This window comes from Pseudomonas sp. GW823-FHT02C05 (assembly GCF_058797595.1).
Genome location: NZ_JBXAJU010000005.1, coordinates 665,727 through 681,276, shown reverse-complemented (window position 1 = coordinate 681,276; position 15,550 = coordinate 665,727). Strand labels below are relative to the sequence as shown.

14 protein-coding genes and 1 pseudogene are annotated in these 15,550 nt (G+C 65.6%); 9 read left to right on the top strand and 6 right to left on the bottom strand.

Annotation, left to right across the window (positions count from 1 at the left end; translation table 11 throughout):
- Positions 1–12: 12 nt before the first annotated feature.
- Both AC1RGE_RS28235 and vimR read right to left on the bottom strand, forming a co-directional pair.
- Complete coding sequence (locus AC1RGE_RS28235; RefSeq protein WP_492585410.1) at positions 13–1,389, bottom strand: MFS transporter; 1,377 nt, start codon at positions 1,387–1,389, stop codon at positions 13–15.
- Between the two features lie 136 nt (positions 1,390–1,525).
- Entirely contained in the window at positions 1,526–2,437 is a 912-nt protein-coding gene (gene vimR / locus AC1RGE_RS28230) for a transcription regulator VimR (protein ID WP_011059086.1), read from the bottom strand.
- 116 nt (positions 2,438–2,553) lie between these two features.
- On the opposite strand from vimR, the gene AC1RGE_RS28225 reads away from it, so the two are divergent.
- From AC1RGE_RS28225 to AC1RGE_RS28215, 3 genes are all read left to right on the top strand, one after another.
- On the top strand, positions 2,554–2,847 hold the full coding sequence (locus tag AC1RGE_RS28225; RefSeq protein WP_015634025.1) for a putative quinol monooxygenase: 294 nt from the start codon (positions 2,554–2,556) through the stop codon (positions 2,845–2,847).
- Between the two features lie 34 nt (positions 2,848–2,881).
- Positions 2,882–3,895: a zinc-binding alcohol dehydrogenase family protein gene (locus AC1RGE_RS28220; RefSeq protein WP_011059084.1), complete on the top strand. Its 1,014-nt coding sequence runs from the start codon at positions 2,882–2,884 to the stop codon at positions 3,893–3,895.
- Between the two features lie 143 nt (positions 3,896–4,038).
- Positions 4,039–4,215, top strand: a complete 177-nt coding sequence (locus AC1RGE_RS28215; protein WP_015634024.1) for a hypothetical protein — start codon at positions 4,039–4,041, stop codon at positions 4,213–4,215.
- 1 nt (position 4,216) lies between these two features.
- Here the strand turns inward: AC1RGE_RS28215 and AC1RGE_RS28210 are convergent, their stop codons facing one another.
- Positions 4,217–5,413 (bottom strand): multidrug effflux MFS transporter, encoded by a 1,197-nt coding sequence (locus tag AC1RGE_RS28210; RefSeq protein ID WP_011059082.1) that lies wholly within the window; start codon positions 5,411–5,413, stop codon positions 4,217–4,219.
- A gap of 93 nt (positions 5,414–5,506) precedes the next feature.
- Positions 5,507–5,704 (bottom strand): heavy-metal-associated domain-containing protein, encoded by a 198-nt coding sequence (locus AC1RGE_RS28205; protein ID WP_011059081.1) that lies wholly within the window; start codon positions 5,702–5,704, stop codon positions 5,507–5,509.
- A 145-nt stretch (positions 5,705–5,849) separates the two neighbouring features.
- Here AC1RGE_RS28205 and AC1RGE_RS28200 point away from each other — a divergent pair, with 145 nt between their 5' ends.
- The 3 genes from AC1RGE_RS28200 (at position 5,850) to cueR (ending at position 9,180) form a co-directional block, all read left to right on the top strand.
- Positions 5,850–6,233: a hypothetical protein gene (locus tag AC1RGE_RS28200; RefSeq protein ID WP_011059080.1), complete on the top strand. Its 384-nt coding sequence runs from the start codon at positions 5,850–5,852 to the stop codon at positions 6,231–6,233.
- Positions 6,234–6,382: 149 nt separating this feature from the next.
- The gene (locus tag AC1RGE_RS28195; RefSeq protein ID WP_015634022.1) at positions 6,383–8,779 is read left to right on the top strand and encodes a heavy metal translocating P-type ATPase; all 2,397 of its coding nucleotides are present in this window, start codon (positions 6,383–6,385) and stop codon (positions 8,777–8,779) included.
- Positions 8,776–9,180 (top strand): Cu(I)-responsive transcriptional regulator, encoded by a 405-nt coding sequence (gene cueR / locus AC1RGE_RS28190; RefSeq protein ID WP_011059078.1) that lies wholly within the window; start codon positions 8,776–8,778, stop codon positions 9,178–9,180. Before AC1RGE_RS28195 ends, cueR begins: the two co-directional genes overlap by 4 nt.
- 238 nt (positions 9,181–9,418) lie before the next feature.
- On the opposite strand, the gene AC1RGE_RS28185 is transcribed toward cueR, so the two are convergent.
- On the bottom strand, positions 9,419–10,315 hold the full coding sequence (locus AC1RGE_RS28185; protein ID WP_492585408.1) for a PA4780 family RIO1-like protein kinase: 897 nt from the start codon (positions 10,313–10,315) through the stop codon (positions 9,419–9,421).
- A 443-nt stretch (positions 10,316–10,758) separates the two neighbouring features.
- On the opposite strand from AC1RGE_RS28185, the pseudogene AC1RGE_RS28180 reads away from it, so the two are divergent.
- Together AC1RGE_RS28180 and AC1RGE_RS28175 are read left to right on the top strand one after the other, a co-directional pair.
- Positions 10,759–11,847, top strand: a pseudogene (locus tag AC1RGE_RS28180) (cache domain-containing protein); the annotation flags it as partial.
- A gap of 90 nt (positions 11,848–11,937) precedes the next feature.
- A complete protein-coding gene (locus AC1RGE_RS28175; RefSeq protein WP_370059466.1) occupies positions 11,938–12,705 on the top strand; it encodes a methyl-accepting chemotaxis protein in 768 nt (255 codons plus the stop codon).
- Positions 12,706–12,788: 83 nt separating this feature from the next.
- Here the strand turns inward: AC1RGE_RS28175 and AC1RGE_RS28170 are convergent, their stop codons facing one another.
- Entirely contained in the window at positions 12,789–14,066 is a 1,278-nt protein-coding gene (locus tag AC1RGE_RS28170; RefSeq protein ID WP_492585406.1) for an acetyl-CoA C-acetyltransferase, read from the bottom strand.
- A 130-nt stretch (positions 14,067–14,196) separates the two neighbouring features.
- On the opposite strand from AC1RGE_RS28170, the gene AC1RGE_RS28165 reads away from it, so the two are divergent.
- Entirely contained in the window at positions 14,197–15,549 is a 1,353-nt protein-coding gene (locus AC1RGE_RS28165; RefSeq protein ID WP_011059074.1) for a 3-oxoacyl-ACP reductase, read from the top strand.
- Position 15,550: the final 1 nt, after the last annotated feature.

Here is a 15,550-nt window from a genome sequence, read left to right as displayed (position 1 = left end):
CCCCCGTCTCTATCAGCTCCCCGCCTCGCTCAACTCCTCCAGGGTCTTGCCCCGGGTTTCCATCCCGAACAGCCAGACCACCCCCGCGGCAATCACGAAGCACGCCGCCCCCAGGGCGAATACGCCGCCCTGCCCGGTCAACGGAAACACCAGCCCGGTCACCAGCGGCCCCAACAGCGAACCGATGCGCCCCACCGCCGAAGCAAACCCCGAGCCCGTGGCCCGGGCCGACGTCGGGTACAACTCGGGGGTATAGGTGTAGAGCACCGCCCACATGCCGAACAGGAAAAACTGCATCAGCAGCCCGGTGCCGATCAGCAGGCTGACGTTGCCGCCAAAGACCGCACTCTGCCCGTAGAAGAAGGCCATGACCCCGCCGCCGAGCAAGGTCACGATGCACACCGGCTTGCGCCCCCAGCGCTCCACCAGCCAGGCCGCCATGAGGAACCCGGGAATCCCGCCCAGGGAAATCAGCACCGTGTAGTACACCGACTGGGTCACCGCGAAACCGGACTGCTGGAGCAAGGCGCTGAGCCAGGACGTCAGGCCGTAGAAGCCCAGCAGGGCGAAGAACCACAGGCTCCAGATCATCATCGTGCGCTGGCGATAGAGCGGCGACCAGATCTGCTTCAGTGCCGAGAAAAAGTGCCCCGGCGCACTGTCGATACGCGGCAGGCGCAGCGGCTCCGGCAATTGCGCCGTGCCCAGGGAAGCGCGCACCTTGTCTTCGATGCCACACAGCACCCGATCCGCATCGGCGCGGCGCCCGGCCTGTTCCAGCCAGCGCGGTGACTCGGGAATGAAGAAGCGGATCACCAGCACGAACACCGCCGGTATCGCCAGCACCAGGAAGATGTCACGCCAGCCGATCAGCGGCAGGAGGAAATACGAGAGCACCCCCGCGGCGACGAAACCCAGGGGCCAGAAGCCGTCCATCAGGGCGATGTAGCGCCCGCGACGCTGGGCCGGAATCATCTCCGAGAGCATCGACTGGGCGATGGGAAACTCCATGCCCATGCCGATCCCCAGCAGCACCCGGAACAGGGTCAGGCTGTCCACGCTCTGGGCGGTGGAACACAGGTAACTGGCCACGCCCCAGAGCACGATGCTCCACTGGAACACCGGCTTGCGCCCATAGCGGTCGGCAAGCATGCCCGACAGCGAGGCACCCAGCACCATGCCGAAGAAACTGGAGCTGGCCAGCAGGCCGGCCTGGGCCGAACTCAGGCCAAACTCGGTTTTGATCGAACCGAGGAGGAAAGTCATCATCGCCAGGTCCATGGAGTCGAAGAAAAACGCCAGGGCGATGATGATGAAAATCACCCGGTGATAGCCGCTGATGGGTAGCCGTTCCAGGCGCTCTGCGGCGCTGTATTCCTGTATGCCCATGCCCGTTCCCCCCGGTTGAATGCTTGACCGCCCGAGTGTGCGGGATCGAGGCTGGGGCTGATTGCCGAGGGCGACCTGTTCGCGTCCACCAGCGACGCCGAGGGCACGGTGCCCAGGCTCGCCGGCAAGCCGGCTCCTATCGCGGGCGTTGCGCGCTGATCTGCGCGCAACGCTCCTGGAGCAGGTCACGCAGTAGTTTCACCGGTTTGCTCAGGTGCGCCCGGTGGGTGCACAGCAGGTTCAGCGACGCGCCTTCGCAGCGCAGTTCCGGCAGCAGTATCTGCAGGCGGCCGGCCAGCACATCGGCGGCCACATCCAGCCAGGACTTGTAGGCAATCCCCTCACCGGCCACGGCCCAGCGCCGCACCACATCGGCGTCGTCGCTCAGGCGGTCACCACTGACGGTGAGGCTCACCTCGCGCTTGCCGTCATGAAAGCTCCAGAGGTCATGAGCCCGGCTGTCGAGCATGTACAACAGGCAGTTGTGCTGGGCCAGTTGCTCCAGCTGGCGCGGCTCGCCGTAGCGGGCCAGATAACGGGGGGCGGCGCACAGCACCCGGCGGTTGTCCGGAGCCACTGGCAGCGCCACCAGGCTGGAGTCCTCCGGTTCGCCGTAACGCAGGGCAATGTCCACCGGCTGGCGGAACAGGTCGGCAATCCGGTCCCCCAGCAGCAGGCGCACGCTGAGCTTGGGATGTTCACGCTGGAACTCGTCGAGCCAGGGCAACAGCAGATTGCGGCCAAAATCCGAAGGGGCAGAAAGCTGCAACACGCCACTGACCTGATCCTGACCGCTGGCCAGCAGGCGCCGGCCTTCATCCAGGTTGCTCAAGGCCGCCCGGGCGTATTCGAGAAAGCCCTCGCCCTCGGCGGTGAGCCGCAGGCTGCGGGTGGAACGGGCCAGCAGCCGTGCGCCCAGGTGTTCCTCGATGCGCTTGAGGGCAGCGCTGGCCACCGCAGGCGAAAGGTCCATGACCCGGGCCGCCGCCGACAGGCTGCCCAGGTCTGCGGCACGCACGAACAACTGCAGGTCATCGAATCGCAGCATGAGGCTTTCCTGGATTATCAAAAAAATATTGAAAGAGCCTGCTCTTTTAGCCGGTTTTATCCTCGGGAGAAATAGCCAATCATCCCTCCCATCGCCCAGCACCTGAGGAAACCCACATGTCCCAAGCCTTCACCGCGATTGCCACACTGATCGCCAAGCCCCAGCAGCAAGACGTTCTTAAGCGCGAGCTCAGCGCCCTGGTCTCGCCCAGCCGCGAGGAAAGCGGTTGCCAGTACTACGAGCTGCACCAGGATGCCGAGCAACCGGGCACCTTCTACGTGCTGGAGCGCTGGGACGATGAAGCAGCCCTGGAGTTTCACAACAACACCGCGCACTTCCGGCATTTCCTCCATCAGACCCGCGAGGCGATCGAGCACTTCGAGCTCAAGCGCCTGCAGTTGATTGTCTGAGCCTTTTTTCCCTACTCATCATCAGGAACTCAACATGAAAGCCATCGCTTATTACGCTTCCCTGCCCATCGACGATCCCAAGTCCCTGCAAGACATCGAGCTGCCCGAGCCCGTGGCCGGCCCTCGCGATCTGCTGGTGGAGGTCAGGGCCATCTCGGTCAACCCGGTGGACACCAAGGTGCGCCAGAACGTCCAGCCCGAAGGTGGCGCGGCCAAGGTGCTGGGCTGGGACGTGGCCGGGGTGGTCAAGGCCGTGGGCAGCGACGTCAGCCTGTTCAAGGTCGGTGACCGGGTGTTCTACGCCGGCTCCATCGCCCGGGCCGGCGGTAACAGTGAGCTGCACACTGTGGATGAACGGATCGTCGGCCACATGCCCAAGAGCCTGGACTTCGCCGCGGCCGCCGCCCTGCCGCTGACCGCGATCACCGCCTGGGAGCTGCTGTTCGAACGCCTGCAGATCAGCCAGGAGCCGGCTGACAAAGGCCAGAGCCTGCTGATCGTCGGCGCTGCCGGCGGGGTCGGTTCGATCCTCACCCAACTGGCCCGTCAGCTCACCGGCCTCAAGGTGATCGGCAGTGCCTCCCGCGAACAGACCCAGGCCTGGGTCCGCGAGCTGGGCGCCCATGCGGTGGTGGACCACAGCCAGCCACTGAGCGCCGAACTCCAGCGCATTGGCGCAGGCCAGGTGACCCACGTCGCCAGCCTGACCCAGACCGATGCCCACCTCGACCAACTGGTGGAAGCCCTGGCACCCCAGGGCAAACTGGCGCTGATCGACGATCCGAAAAGCCTCGACGTGACCAAGCTCAAGCGCAAGAGCCTGTCGTTGCACTGGGAGTTCATGTACACCCGTTCGCTGTTCGAAACCGCCGACATGCAAGAGCAGCACGTGCTGCTCAACCGGGTCGCCGAACTGATTGACGCCGGCACCTTGAAGACCACGGTGGGTGAGCACTTCGGCCAGATCAACGCAGCCAACCTGCGCCGCGCCCACGCCCTGCTGGAGAGTGGCAAGGCTCGCGGCAAGATCGTCCTCGAAGGTTTCTGAGGCGTTAACGAACGGCAGCCGGCACCGGTAAAAGGTGCTGGCTGCCGTCAGTCCGAGAGTTGATTCCGGTCATATTTGTGACCGTATTCGGGTCTACACTGGGGGCCCTTGCAGCGCAGTCTTTTACCGTTAGGAGGTCAGCAATGAAGATCCTGATAAAAGAATTGGCACACCCCCAGGGCTCTCAATGGCAGGTACGGCTCGACCAGCATGTGGTGACGTTCCGCAGCGAGGCCGAAGCCCGGGCCTTCACCCAGACCCTGCAAAGCCGCCTGCAAGCCCCCCACCCGATTCCCCAGAGCCAGCGCGCCACCGGCTGACTCAGAGCTCGGCAGCCTTCAGCGCCCGGGCATTCTGCAAGCGCCGGGTCATGACCGCCATGCTCACCGCCAGCACACCGCACAGGCTGATGACCATGGCCATCGGCATGGCGCTGCCGTCATGCAGCACACCCACCAGGTACGCCGCCCCTGCCGCCACGCTGAATTGCAGGCAACCGAGCATCGCCGAGGCGCTGCCGGCCCGTGCGCCCTGACCATTCATGGCGCAGGCTGCGGCATTGGGAATGATGCAGCCCAGGCTGGCGATACACACGAACAGCGGCAGCAGCAGCGGCCAGAGCGCACTGGTGTGCAAGGCGCTGACGCCGAGCAGGGTCAGGCCCGCTGCCAGGTAGATCCACACGGTGCGCGCCAGCAGGAACGCCGGGCCACGCTTGGCCAGCAGGCGCGCATTGATCTGCGCCACCAGGATGAAGCCCCCGGCATTGATCCCGAAGAACCAGCCGAAGTGCTCCGCTGGCACGCCGTAGAGTTTGATGAAGACAAAGGGCGAACCGGCAATGTAGGAAAACATCCCGGCAATGGCGATCCCGCCGGTCAAGGCGTGGCCGAGAAATACCCGGTCCGACAGCAGCAGGCCATATTGGCGCAGCGCCCCGGACAGAGGCAGGCGCGGGCGGGTGGCCGGCATGCTTTCCGGCAGGCCCAGCGCCACTGCCAGCCCGGACAGTGCACTGAACACCGTGAGCATGATGAAGATCGACTGCCAGCCGTAGAGGTTGACCAGCAGGCCGCCCAGCATTGGCGCCAGGATCGGGGCCAGGCCCATCACCAGCATCAGTTGGGAGAAGACCTTGGCCGAACCCACCGCATCGCACTTGTCGCTGACCACGGCCCGGGAAATCACCATCCCGGCGCATCCGCCCAGGGCCTGGACAAAGCGTGCGCCGATCAGCCATTCCAGGTTCGGCGCATAGGCGCAGGCCAGGGAGGCCAGCGTGAACAGGCCCACCCCCGCCAGCAGCGGCAGACGCCGGCCAAAACGATCGGCCACCGGGCCATAGGCCAACTGGCCGATGGACAGGCCGAGGAAGTAGGCGGCCAGGGTCAGCTGAACGTGTTTTTCATCGGTGCCGAAAGCCAGGGCCATCGAGGGGAAGGCCGGCAGGTAGAAGTCGATGGCCAGCGGGCCGAAAGCGCTCAGAGCGCCGAGAATCAGGATTGTGCGGAGGTTCATGGCATCCAAACGAGCGTTGGTCAGCGGTCGCACAGTCTAGCCGCGCTTGGACGCCTTGAACATTCCGATAGGTCGCTAACTATATAAAAAGGCTCAGGCAACCTTGACCGCGTAGCCTTCCTCGCTGATCAGGCTGATCACCTCATCGCTGGACAGGCGGCTCTCGACTCCGACTTCCTTGGCCGCCAGATCCACCCGCACGGTGGCCGCCGGGTCCTTGCTTTGCAGCGCCTGGGTGATGGCACGCACACAGTGACCGCAGGACATGCCTTGAACGTTGAATACTTGCATTGCGCTTCTCCTGTATTGGGTTGGAGCAAGTCTTGTCCTTGCCACCGTGGCAAGGTCAAGTTCCGGATTGATCTGCCGGGCTGGAAATCGGCGGCGCGCTCGGCCAAGCTGCACGTCTTACGACATCACAGCGGGAGATTCAGCCATGCGCTGGTCAACTTTCAGCCTCGTCGGCCTCCTGGGCCTGTTCGCGGCAACCCCATCGGCGCTGGCCGCCGGAGAGGACTACGGCGTGCTGATCATTTCCAGGGAGCGGCTGGAAGTCGCCACGTCCTGCGAGATCGGCCTGTACATCCAGGACCAGCTCGCCGGCCGGCTGTTCCAGGAACAGAGCGCCTCGTTCAACCTGCCGCCGGGCAAGGTTTCCCTGCGCCTGAAACTGCTGCCAGGCCAGGCCCCGGGCTGCAATGCCGGGCTGCTTGCCCCGAGTTCCCAGGACATCAGCCTGCGGGCTGGCGATGTGCTGAAGTTCCGCATCGCCATGAACGCCTCGGGCATGTACCTCAAGCCCGCCGCCCTGGAATACTGACACCCCGCCCCCTGCCGAGCTCCCGGGGCCTGCTGTTCGCGCACTGCGAGCAGCCCCTGGGACAAAATGAAGCACCCGTACAATGCCCCCTTGACCTTGCCTGCGTGGCAAGGTTGATCCTGTAGGCAACATTCACAGGGAGCGTCGCCATGCCTGAATCAACCACTTTCGACCTGCCGATTGCCGGCATGACCTGCGCCAGTTGCGCCGGGCGCGTAGAGCGTGCCCTGGGCAAGGTCGCCGGCATTCGCACGGTCAGCGTCAACCTGGCCACGGAACAGGCTCGGGTCGAAGCACCGCAAGACAGCCTGCCGGCCCTGCTGGAAGCCGTGGAAAACGCCGGCTACAGCGTGCCGGTGCAAGCCGTCGAACTGAGCATCGGCGGCATGACCTGCGCCACCTGCGCCGGGCGAGTCGAACGCGCCTTGAACAAACTCCCCGGCGTCCGCAGCGCCAGCGTCAACCTGGCCACCGAGCGTGCCCATGTCGAACTGCTGGGCCAGGTCGACCCGACGCTGCTGGTCAATGCCGTGACCCAGGCCGGCTACTCCGCCAGCCTGTGGCAGGCCGAGCAGAAACAGGGCGACGAGCAACAGCAGAACCTGCGACGCGAGCGCTGGAGCCTGGTGCTGGCCATCCTCCTGGCCCTGCCCCTGGTGCTGCCGATGCTGGTGCAGCCGTTCGGCCTGCACTGGATGCTTCCGGCCTGGGCCCAGTTCGCCCTGGCCACCCCGGTGCAGTTCATCTTCGGTGCACGCTTTTATGTCGCGGCCTGGAAGGCCGTGCGCGCCGGCAGCGGCAACATGGACCTGCTGGTGGCCCTGGGCACCAGCGCCGGCTATGGCCTGAGCCTGTACGAATGGGCCACCGCCGCCGCGGGCAGCATGCCGCACCTGTACTTCGAGGCCTCGGCGGTGGTAATCGCCCTGGTGCTGCTGGGCAAATACCTGGAAAGCCGCGCCAAGCGCCAGACCGCCAGTGCCATCCGCGCCCTGGAAGCCCTGCGTCCGGAACGGGCGATCCAGGTTATCGACGGCCGCGAACAGGAAGTCGCGATCAGCGCCTTGCGCCTGGGTGACCTGGTGCTGGTCAAGCCCGGCGAGCGCTTTCCGGTGGACGGCGAAGTCATCGAAGGCCAGAGCCATGCCGATGAAGCGCTGATCAGCGGCGAGAGCCTGCCCGTGCCCAAGCAACCCGGCGACAAGGTCACCGGTGGCGCCATCAACGGCGAAGGCCGGCTGCTGGTGCGCACCCTGGCCCTGGGGGCGGAAACCGTGCTGGCGCGGATCATTCGCCTGGTGGAAGACGCCCAGGCCGGCAAGGCACCGATCCAGAAACTGGTGGATAAAGTCAGCCAGGTGTTCGTGCCCACTGTCCTGGTACTGGCGCTGATCACGCTGGTGGGCTGGTGGCTGTACGGCGCACCGCTGGAAACCGCGGTGATCAACGCCGTGGCGGTGCTGGTGATCGCCTGCCCTTGCGCCCTGGGGCTGGCCACGCCCACGGCGATCATGGCCGGCACCGGCGTGGCGGCCCGCCACGGCATCCTGATCAAGGATGCCGAAGCCCTGGAGCGGGCCCACGAAGTCAGTTCGGTGGTTTTCGACAAGACCGGCACCCTGACCTCCGGCACCCCGCGCATCGCCCATATGCAGGCGGTGGAAGGCGATGAAAACAGCGTGCTGCAACTGGCCGGTGCCCTGCAGCGCGGCAGTGAGCACCCTCTGGCCAAGGCCGTGCTGGACCTGTGCCAGGAACGCCAACTGCCGGTGGCTGACGTCAGCGCCAGCCAGTCCCTCACCGGGCGAGGCATCGCCGGCACCCTGGAGGGCCGCCAACTGGCCCTGGGCAACCGCCGCCTGCTGGAAGAAAGCGGCCTCAACCCCGGCGACCTGGCCCAGGCGGCCAGGGACTGGGAACACGAAGGCCGGACCCTGTCCTGGCTGATCGAGCAGAGCCCGCAATCCCGGGTGCTGGGCCTGTTCGCCTTTGGCGATACCCTCAAGCCCGGCGCGTTGCAGGCGGTGCAGCAACTCAATGCACGGCATATCAGCAGCCATTTGCTGACCGGCGACAACCGCGGCAGCGCCAAGGTGGTGGCCGACGCCCTGGGCATCACCGACGTGCACGCCGAAGTGCTGCCGGCGGACAAGGCGGCCACGGTGGCCGAGCTGAAAAAGACCGGCGTGGTGGCCATGGTCGGGGATGGTATCAACGACGCCCCGGCCCTCGCGGCGGCGGACATCGGCATCGCCATGGGCGGCGGCACCGACGTGGCCATGCATGCGGCCGGCATCACCCTGATGCGCGGCGATCCACGGTTGATCCCGGCGGCCCTGGAAATCAGCCGCAAGACCTACGCGAAGATCCGTCAGAACCTGTTCTGGGCCTTCGTCTACAACCTGATCGGCATCCCGCTGGCGGCCTTCGGCCTGCTCAACCCGGTGCTCGCCGGGGCGGCCATGGCGCTGTCCAGCGTCAGCGTGGTCAGCAATGCGCTACTGTTGAAAACCTGGAAACCCAAAGACCTGGAGAACGCCGAATGAACATCGGCCAAGCAGCCCGAAAGAGCGGCCTGAGCGCCAAGATGATCCGTTACTACGAGTCCATCGGCCTGCTCAAGCCCGCCCATCGCAGTGACAGCGGCTATCGCCTGTATGGCGATGACGACCTGCACAGCCTGGCCTTCATCAAGCGCTCCCGGGACCTGGGGTTTTCCCTGGAAGAGGTGGGCAAGCTGCTGACCCTGTGGCAGGACCGGCAGCGGGCCAGCGCCGATGTGAAGGCCCTGGCCCGCCAGCATATCGACGAGTTGAACCAGAAGATCCGCGAGCTGGCAGGGCTGCGCGACACCCTGCAGGACCTGGTGGAGCACTGCCAGGGCGACCACCGCCCGGACTGCCCGATCCTCAAGGAACTGGCCTCGGGCAGTTGCTGCGGATCCTGAGCCTGCGACCTGCCGCCCCATGTAGCCGCTGCCGAGCCCTGGGCGAGGCTGCGAAAAGGCCCGCAGGACCTTGCTTGGCCATCTCCCGCCAGACCTCGGCGCCCTCAAGATCCCTGCGTCCCTTCGGGCCGTGCGCAGCCTTCGGCAGCGGCTACAAGGTGCAAGGGGCCAAGGGGCCAAGGGGCCGGGTAGATTGCGGGAATGAAAAATCCGGCCAAGGCCGGATTTTTTTATGGCATCACTGCATCCAGGGCGGAGGCGGTGGTTCTTCGGATTTGCCCGGCGACGCATCATCCGCCGCGCGTACTGCCTGGCGACGCTCCTCGTCCAAGCGCGCCGCTTCGATCTCGCGGATCACGCTGCCGACATCCGCCAGTTCTTCGGGGTCGTCGAACTCGCCGGTCAGCACGCTGCCCGGATGCAAGGTGCCAGCCTCGTACAGGGCCCACATTTCCTTGGCATACCGAGTGCCCTTGAGTTCCGGGGCAAAACGCCCGAAATAGGATGCCATGTTGCCGACGTCACGCTCCAGCATGCTGAAGGCATGGTTGTTGCCGGCAGCATCCACCGCCTGGGGCAGGTCGATGATCACCGGGCCATCCGGAGTCAGCAGCACGTTGAACTCGGAAAGGTCACCGTGCACCAGGCCGGTACACAACATCAGCACGATCTGGGAAATCAGGAAGGCGTGATATTCACGGGCCTGGTCCGGTTCCAGCACCACATCGTTGAGCCGCGGTGCCGCATCGCCGTACTCGTCGGCCACCAACTCCATCAACAGCACACCTTCGAGGAAGTCGAACGGCTTGGGCACCCGCACCCCGGCATTGGCCAGGCGGAACAACGCCGCCACTTCGGCGTTCTGCCAGGCGTCCTCGGTTTCCTTGCGCCCGAACTTCGAGCCCTTGGCCATGGCCCGCGCCTGACGGCTGTTACGAACCTTGCGCCCCTCCTGATACTCCGCCGCCTGACGGAAACTGCGTTTGTTCGCCTCCTTGTAGACCTTGGCGCAACGTAGCTCGTTGCCGCAGCGCACCACATACACAGCTGCCTCTTTACCACTCATGAGTGGGCGCAGCACCTCGTCTACCAGACCGTCTTCGATCAGCGGTTCAATGCGTTTTGGAGTCTTCATCAGCTTTTATTGTGGGTCCCTTGTTACCAAACACGCGAAAGTCACTCGTTATACGGCAATCCTCCCACGACGGGAAAGGGCTGCCGACCACCGAGCGACAGCAATGCACTCAATGTGCCAGATCAATCCATCGACGCCGCCAAGGATCATAGCCGAGACGGCGTCCGCAACCGTCCATCAGTGGCACTCAGGCCAGCCCCTTCGCGGGCCTGCCCGCGGAAGTTTTTTTCTGCCTGCGGCTCAATATTGCCCGGCGCCAGCCGAAGCCCTCAGAGAGACAGGGAGTTTGTCCGACAATCCAATAAAGACGTCAGCCACCGGCCAAGGTTCGATCGCCGCGGGCTCGACTTCACCCCAGGGATGCAATCAGCGTCATCTTTCAAGCTGCCGATAAATCCGCGAGTCGCCTGCACTTCGTGGTCTTACAAAAAACTGGAGCGCGGATGAACATCAAACAGAAATTGACCTGGGCCTTTGCCGTCATCGCCAGCCTGCCCGTGGTGCTGGTAGCCACGCTGGTGGTGATCAACCTGCGCAGCGAGGCCGAAAACACCTTCGTCGACGGCAGCGGCCGCGAGATCCGCCAAGTGGCCAACGCCATGCAGCTGTTCTTCGAAGGCATCAGCCAGAACATCGATTACCTGGCCGCTCAACCCTTGATCACCCAGGCCGGCGACAACCTCAAGACCTGGATGAGCGCCGATGCCGCGAAGGCCCCGGAAGGCGAGCAGGACAAACGAATCTTCGAGCTGTTCGCCGCCATGGCCGCCAGCCATCCTGCCTATTCCTATGTGTCCTATGGCGTGAGCAACGGCGGATACGTCTCCTGGCCCGCCGACCTGAAGCTGGCCAACTACGACCCCCGCGTACGCCCCTGGTACAAGACCGCCCAGGCCAACCCGGGCAAGACCCTGCGCACCGAGGCCTATTACTGGGCCAGCGACGATGCGGTGCTGGTCAGCACCGTGCGCTCGCTGGCCAACCAGTTGGGCCCCCAGGGCGGCGTGGTCGCAGTCGACGTGTCGCTCAAGCAGCTCACCGAGATCGTCAAACAGATCAAGCTGGGCGAATCGGGCTACCTGATGCTGATGGAAAACAACGGCACGGTGCTGGTGGACCCCAAGCAGCCGGAGCACAACTTCAAGGCCCTGGGCAGCCTCGGCGAGGGGTACGCGCAACTGGCCAAGGCCGGCAAAGGCCTGGTGCAGGTGGAACTGGGCGGCGAGCACTACATGGCCAACGTCTGGCCTTCGGAGCAACTGGGCTGGACCTTCATCGGCCTGATCAAGCAGAACGAAGTCATGGGCGCGGCCACCCAGCTGACCTGGATCATTGCCGGTATTGCCGCGATCCTGGCGGTGCTGTTCGCAGTGCTCGGGGCGAGTTTCGCCAGCCTCATCGTGCGGCCGATCCGCGGCGTGGCCAGTGGCCTGGAAGGCATTGCCCAAGGCGAAGGCGATCTGACCCGCAGTCTGAATATCCGTGGCAGCGACGAAACCGCGCAGTTAGCCAACTGGTTCAACCAGTTCCTGGCGGCAATCCGCAACCTGATCCAGAGCATCGGCCAGGCCGCGCAGAAGATCCTCGCCACTTCCCACAGTTCGACCCAGGTCTCCAGCGACATGGCCGAAGCCGCCGGGCGCCAGCGCGAAGCGGTGGACATGGTGTCCACCGCCTTCCACGAAATGGTCGCCACCGCCAACGAAGTGGCCCGCTCCTGCAGCCAGGCCGCCGAGTCGGCGGACAGTGGCCAGCGCCAGGCCCGGGAAGGCCAGCAGCAGATCGATGACGCGGTGCACAGCGTCGATCGCCTGAGCCAGGAGATCGAACAGTCGGCGCAGTCGATGCAGCAACTGGAACGCGACAGCACCGACATCCAGTCGATCCTCGGCACCATCCGCTCGATCGCCGAACAGACCAACCTGCTGGCGCTGAACGCGGCCATCGAGGCCGCCCGGGCCGGGGAGCAGGGTCGCGGTTTTGCCGTGGTGGCCGACGAGGTGCGGGCCCTGGCCAAGCGTACCGCCGACTCCACTGCCGAGATCGACGGGCTGCTGGGCAACCTGGCCAAACGCACCAGCGCCGTGACCCAGCAGATGCACGCCAGCCTGGAAGTGTCCCAGCAGTCGGTGAACCGCATCGGCCTGGCGCGCAACAGCTTCGGGCAGATCCGCGAATCGGTGGACGTGATCCGCGACATGAACACCCAGATCGCCACCGCCGCCGAAGAGCAGCATCAGGTGGCGGAAGACATCAACCGGCACATCAGCCAGATCCATGGCGATGCGCAACTGGTGGCGGAACTGGCGAACTCGGCGCGCCTGGACTCCCAGAGCCTGGCGGGGCTATCCAATGAGCTGGACGCCCTGGTACGGCGCTTCAAGACCTGAAGACGCCTTCGCCGGCAAGCCGGCTCCTACGGATGGGCGGCATTTCTGTGTAGGAGCCTGCGTGCCGGGGAAGGCCACGAACCTCAGCGCTCGATGATCGCCGTCACACCCTGGCCGCCCGCGGCACAGATGGAAATCAGCCCGCGCCCCTGCCCCGCCACACTCAGCAGCTTCGCCAGGTTGGCGACGATGCGCCCGCCGGTGGCGGCAAACGGGTGCCCTGCCGCCAGGGAACTGCCTTTGACGTTGAGCCGGGCGCGATCGACGCTGCCCAGAGGTGCCTCCAGGCCCAGCCTGACCTTGCAGTACTCGGGGTCTTCCCAGGCCTTGAGAGTGCACAGCACCTGGGCGGCGAAGGCTTCGTGGATCTCGTAGTAGTCGAAGTCCTGCAGGCTCAGGCCATTGCGCGCCAGCAAGCGCGGCACGGCGTATACCGGGGCCATCAGCAGCCCCTCTGCGCCGTTGACGAAGTCCACCGCCGCGGCCTCGCCGTCGCGCAGGTAGGCAAGAACCGGCAGGCCCCGCTCCCTGGCCCACGCTTCACTGCCCAACAGCACCAGCGAGGCGCCATCGGTCAGGGGCGTGGAGTTGCCCGCCGTCAGCGTGCCGCTGGCGCTACGGTCGAAGGCCGGCTTGAGGCTGGCGAGCTTTTCCAGGGTCAGGTCCGGGCGCAGGTTGTTGTCCCGGGTCAGGCCGAGGAAGGGAGTGATCAGGTCGTCCTGCCAGCCTTCGGCGTAGGCGGCGGCCATTTTCTGATGGCTTTCCAGGGCCAGTTGATCCTGATCGGCGCGGGCAATGTTCCAGGTCTTGGCCATCTGCTCGCAGTGCTCGCCCATGGACAAGCCGGTGCGCGGCTCGCCATTGCGCGGCAGTTCCGGCTTGAGGTGATGGGGCCGCAGTTGCAGCAGGGTCTTGAGCTTGTCGCCGGTGCTCTTGGCGCGGTTGGCCTGCAACAGGATCTTGCGCAGGCCTTCGTTGACCCCGATCGGCGCATCCGAAGTGGTATCCACCCCGCCGGCGATGCCGCAGTCGATCTGCCCCAGGGCGATCTTGTTGGCCACCAGCAGCGCCGCTTCCAGGCCCGTGCCGCAGGCCTGCTGGATATCGTAGGCCGGGGTGGTGGGCGAAAGCCGCGAGCCGAGGACGCATTCGCGGGTCAGGTTGAAGTCCCGGGAATGCTTGAGCACCGCACCGGCGGCCACCTCGCCAAGGCGCAGGCCGTGCAGGTTGTAGCGCTCGATCAGGCCCTCCAGGGCGGCGGTGAGCATCGCCTGGTTGCTGGCGGTGGCATAGGGGCCGTTGGAACGGGCGAAGGGGATGCGGTTGCCGCCGATAATCGCGACGCGACGCAGCTGTGTCATGGAAAGCTCCCTATTCTGTGAGTGCGACTGCGGTGGGTACCTCCTCCAGCGTAGGAGGGATCTGGCCGATCGAACGACCCAGGGCCATTCATGGTCCACACTTTGAACCCCAACCTTCGGAGTGCGTTCCATGTCTGACCGTTATATCGACTTCGCCAACTCGTCCATCGGCCAGCGCCTGGTCGGGGCTCTTGGCCTGCCGTCGCCGGTACGCCTGGAGCGCTGGCAAGCCGGTCGCCTGCGGCCTATCGAAGGTGCGCTGTTGCTCGGCGGCGGCGCGCTGGCACAACAGGTGGCCGCCCTGGCGCCGCGCCTGACCGATGGCATCTACAGCTATGGCGCCGACCCGTCCCTGGCCACCCCCTGGATTCCCGGCCACGGGCCCAGGCTCAAGGCCGTGGTGTTCGACGCCAGCGAGCTGCTGCACACAGACCAGCTCAAGCAACTGCGGGAATTCTTCCAGCCACTGCTGAGAAACCTCGAGCCCAGCGCCCACCTGGTCATCCTCGGGCGTGCCCCGGAAACCCTTGACGAGCCCTTCGCCGCCAGCGCCCAGCGCGCCCTGGAAGGCTTCAGCCGCTCCCTGGCCAAGGAACTGCGCAACGGCGCCACCCTGCAATTGCTGTATGTGGCAGCCGGAGCGGAAGAACAGCTGGAAGGCGCCTTGCGCTTCTTTCTCTCGCCCAAGAGCGCCTACGTTTCCGGGCAGGTGATCCGCTTGCAGCCCTGCGCGACCCAGGTCCAGGACTGGAGCCGCCCGCTGGCCGGGCGCAAGGCCCTGGTCACCGGCGCCGCCCGCGGCATTGGTGCGGCCATCGCCGAAACCCTGGCCCGGGACGGCGCCCAGGTCCTGCTGCTGGACGTGCCCCAGGCCAAGGCCGATCTGGAAGCCCTGGCGGCCCGTCTCGGCGGCCGCGCCATCTGCCTGGACATCTGCGCCGAAGACGCTCCGGCACAGTTGATCGAGCAACTGCCGGAGGGCATCGACATCCTGGTGCACAACGCCGGCATCACCCGGGACAAGACCCTGGCCAACATGACCCCGGAATACTGGGACGCGGTGCTGGCGGTGAACCTCAATGCGCCCCAGGTGCTGACCCAGGCCCTGCTGGACAGCGCACGCCTGCACGACCATGGCCGGGTGATCCTGCTGGCCTCCATCAGCGGCATCGCCGGCAACCGCGGGCAAACCAACTACGCCGCCAGCAAGGCCGGGCTGATTGGCCTGGCCCAGGCCTGGGCGCCGCTGCTGCACGCCCGGGATATCAGCATCAATGCCGTGGCGCCGGGCTTCATCGAGACCCAGATGACCGCCAAGGTGCCCTTCGCCCTGCGCGAAGCTGGAAGGCGCATGAGTTCCCTGGGCCAGGGCGGCCTGCCCCAGGACGTTGCCGAAGCGGTGGCCTGGCTTGGCCAGCCGGGCAGCGGCGCCGTCAGCGGGCAGGCCCTGCGGGTCTGCGGACAAAGTCTCTTGGGGGCCTGAA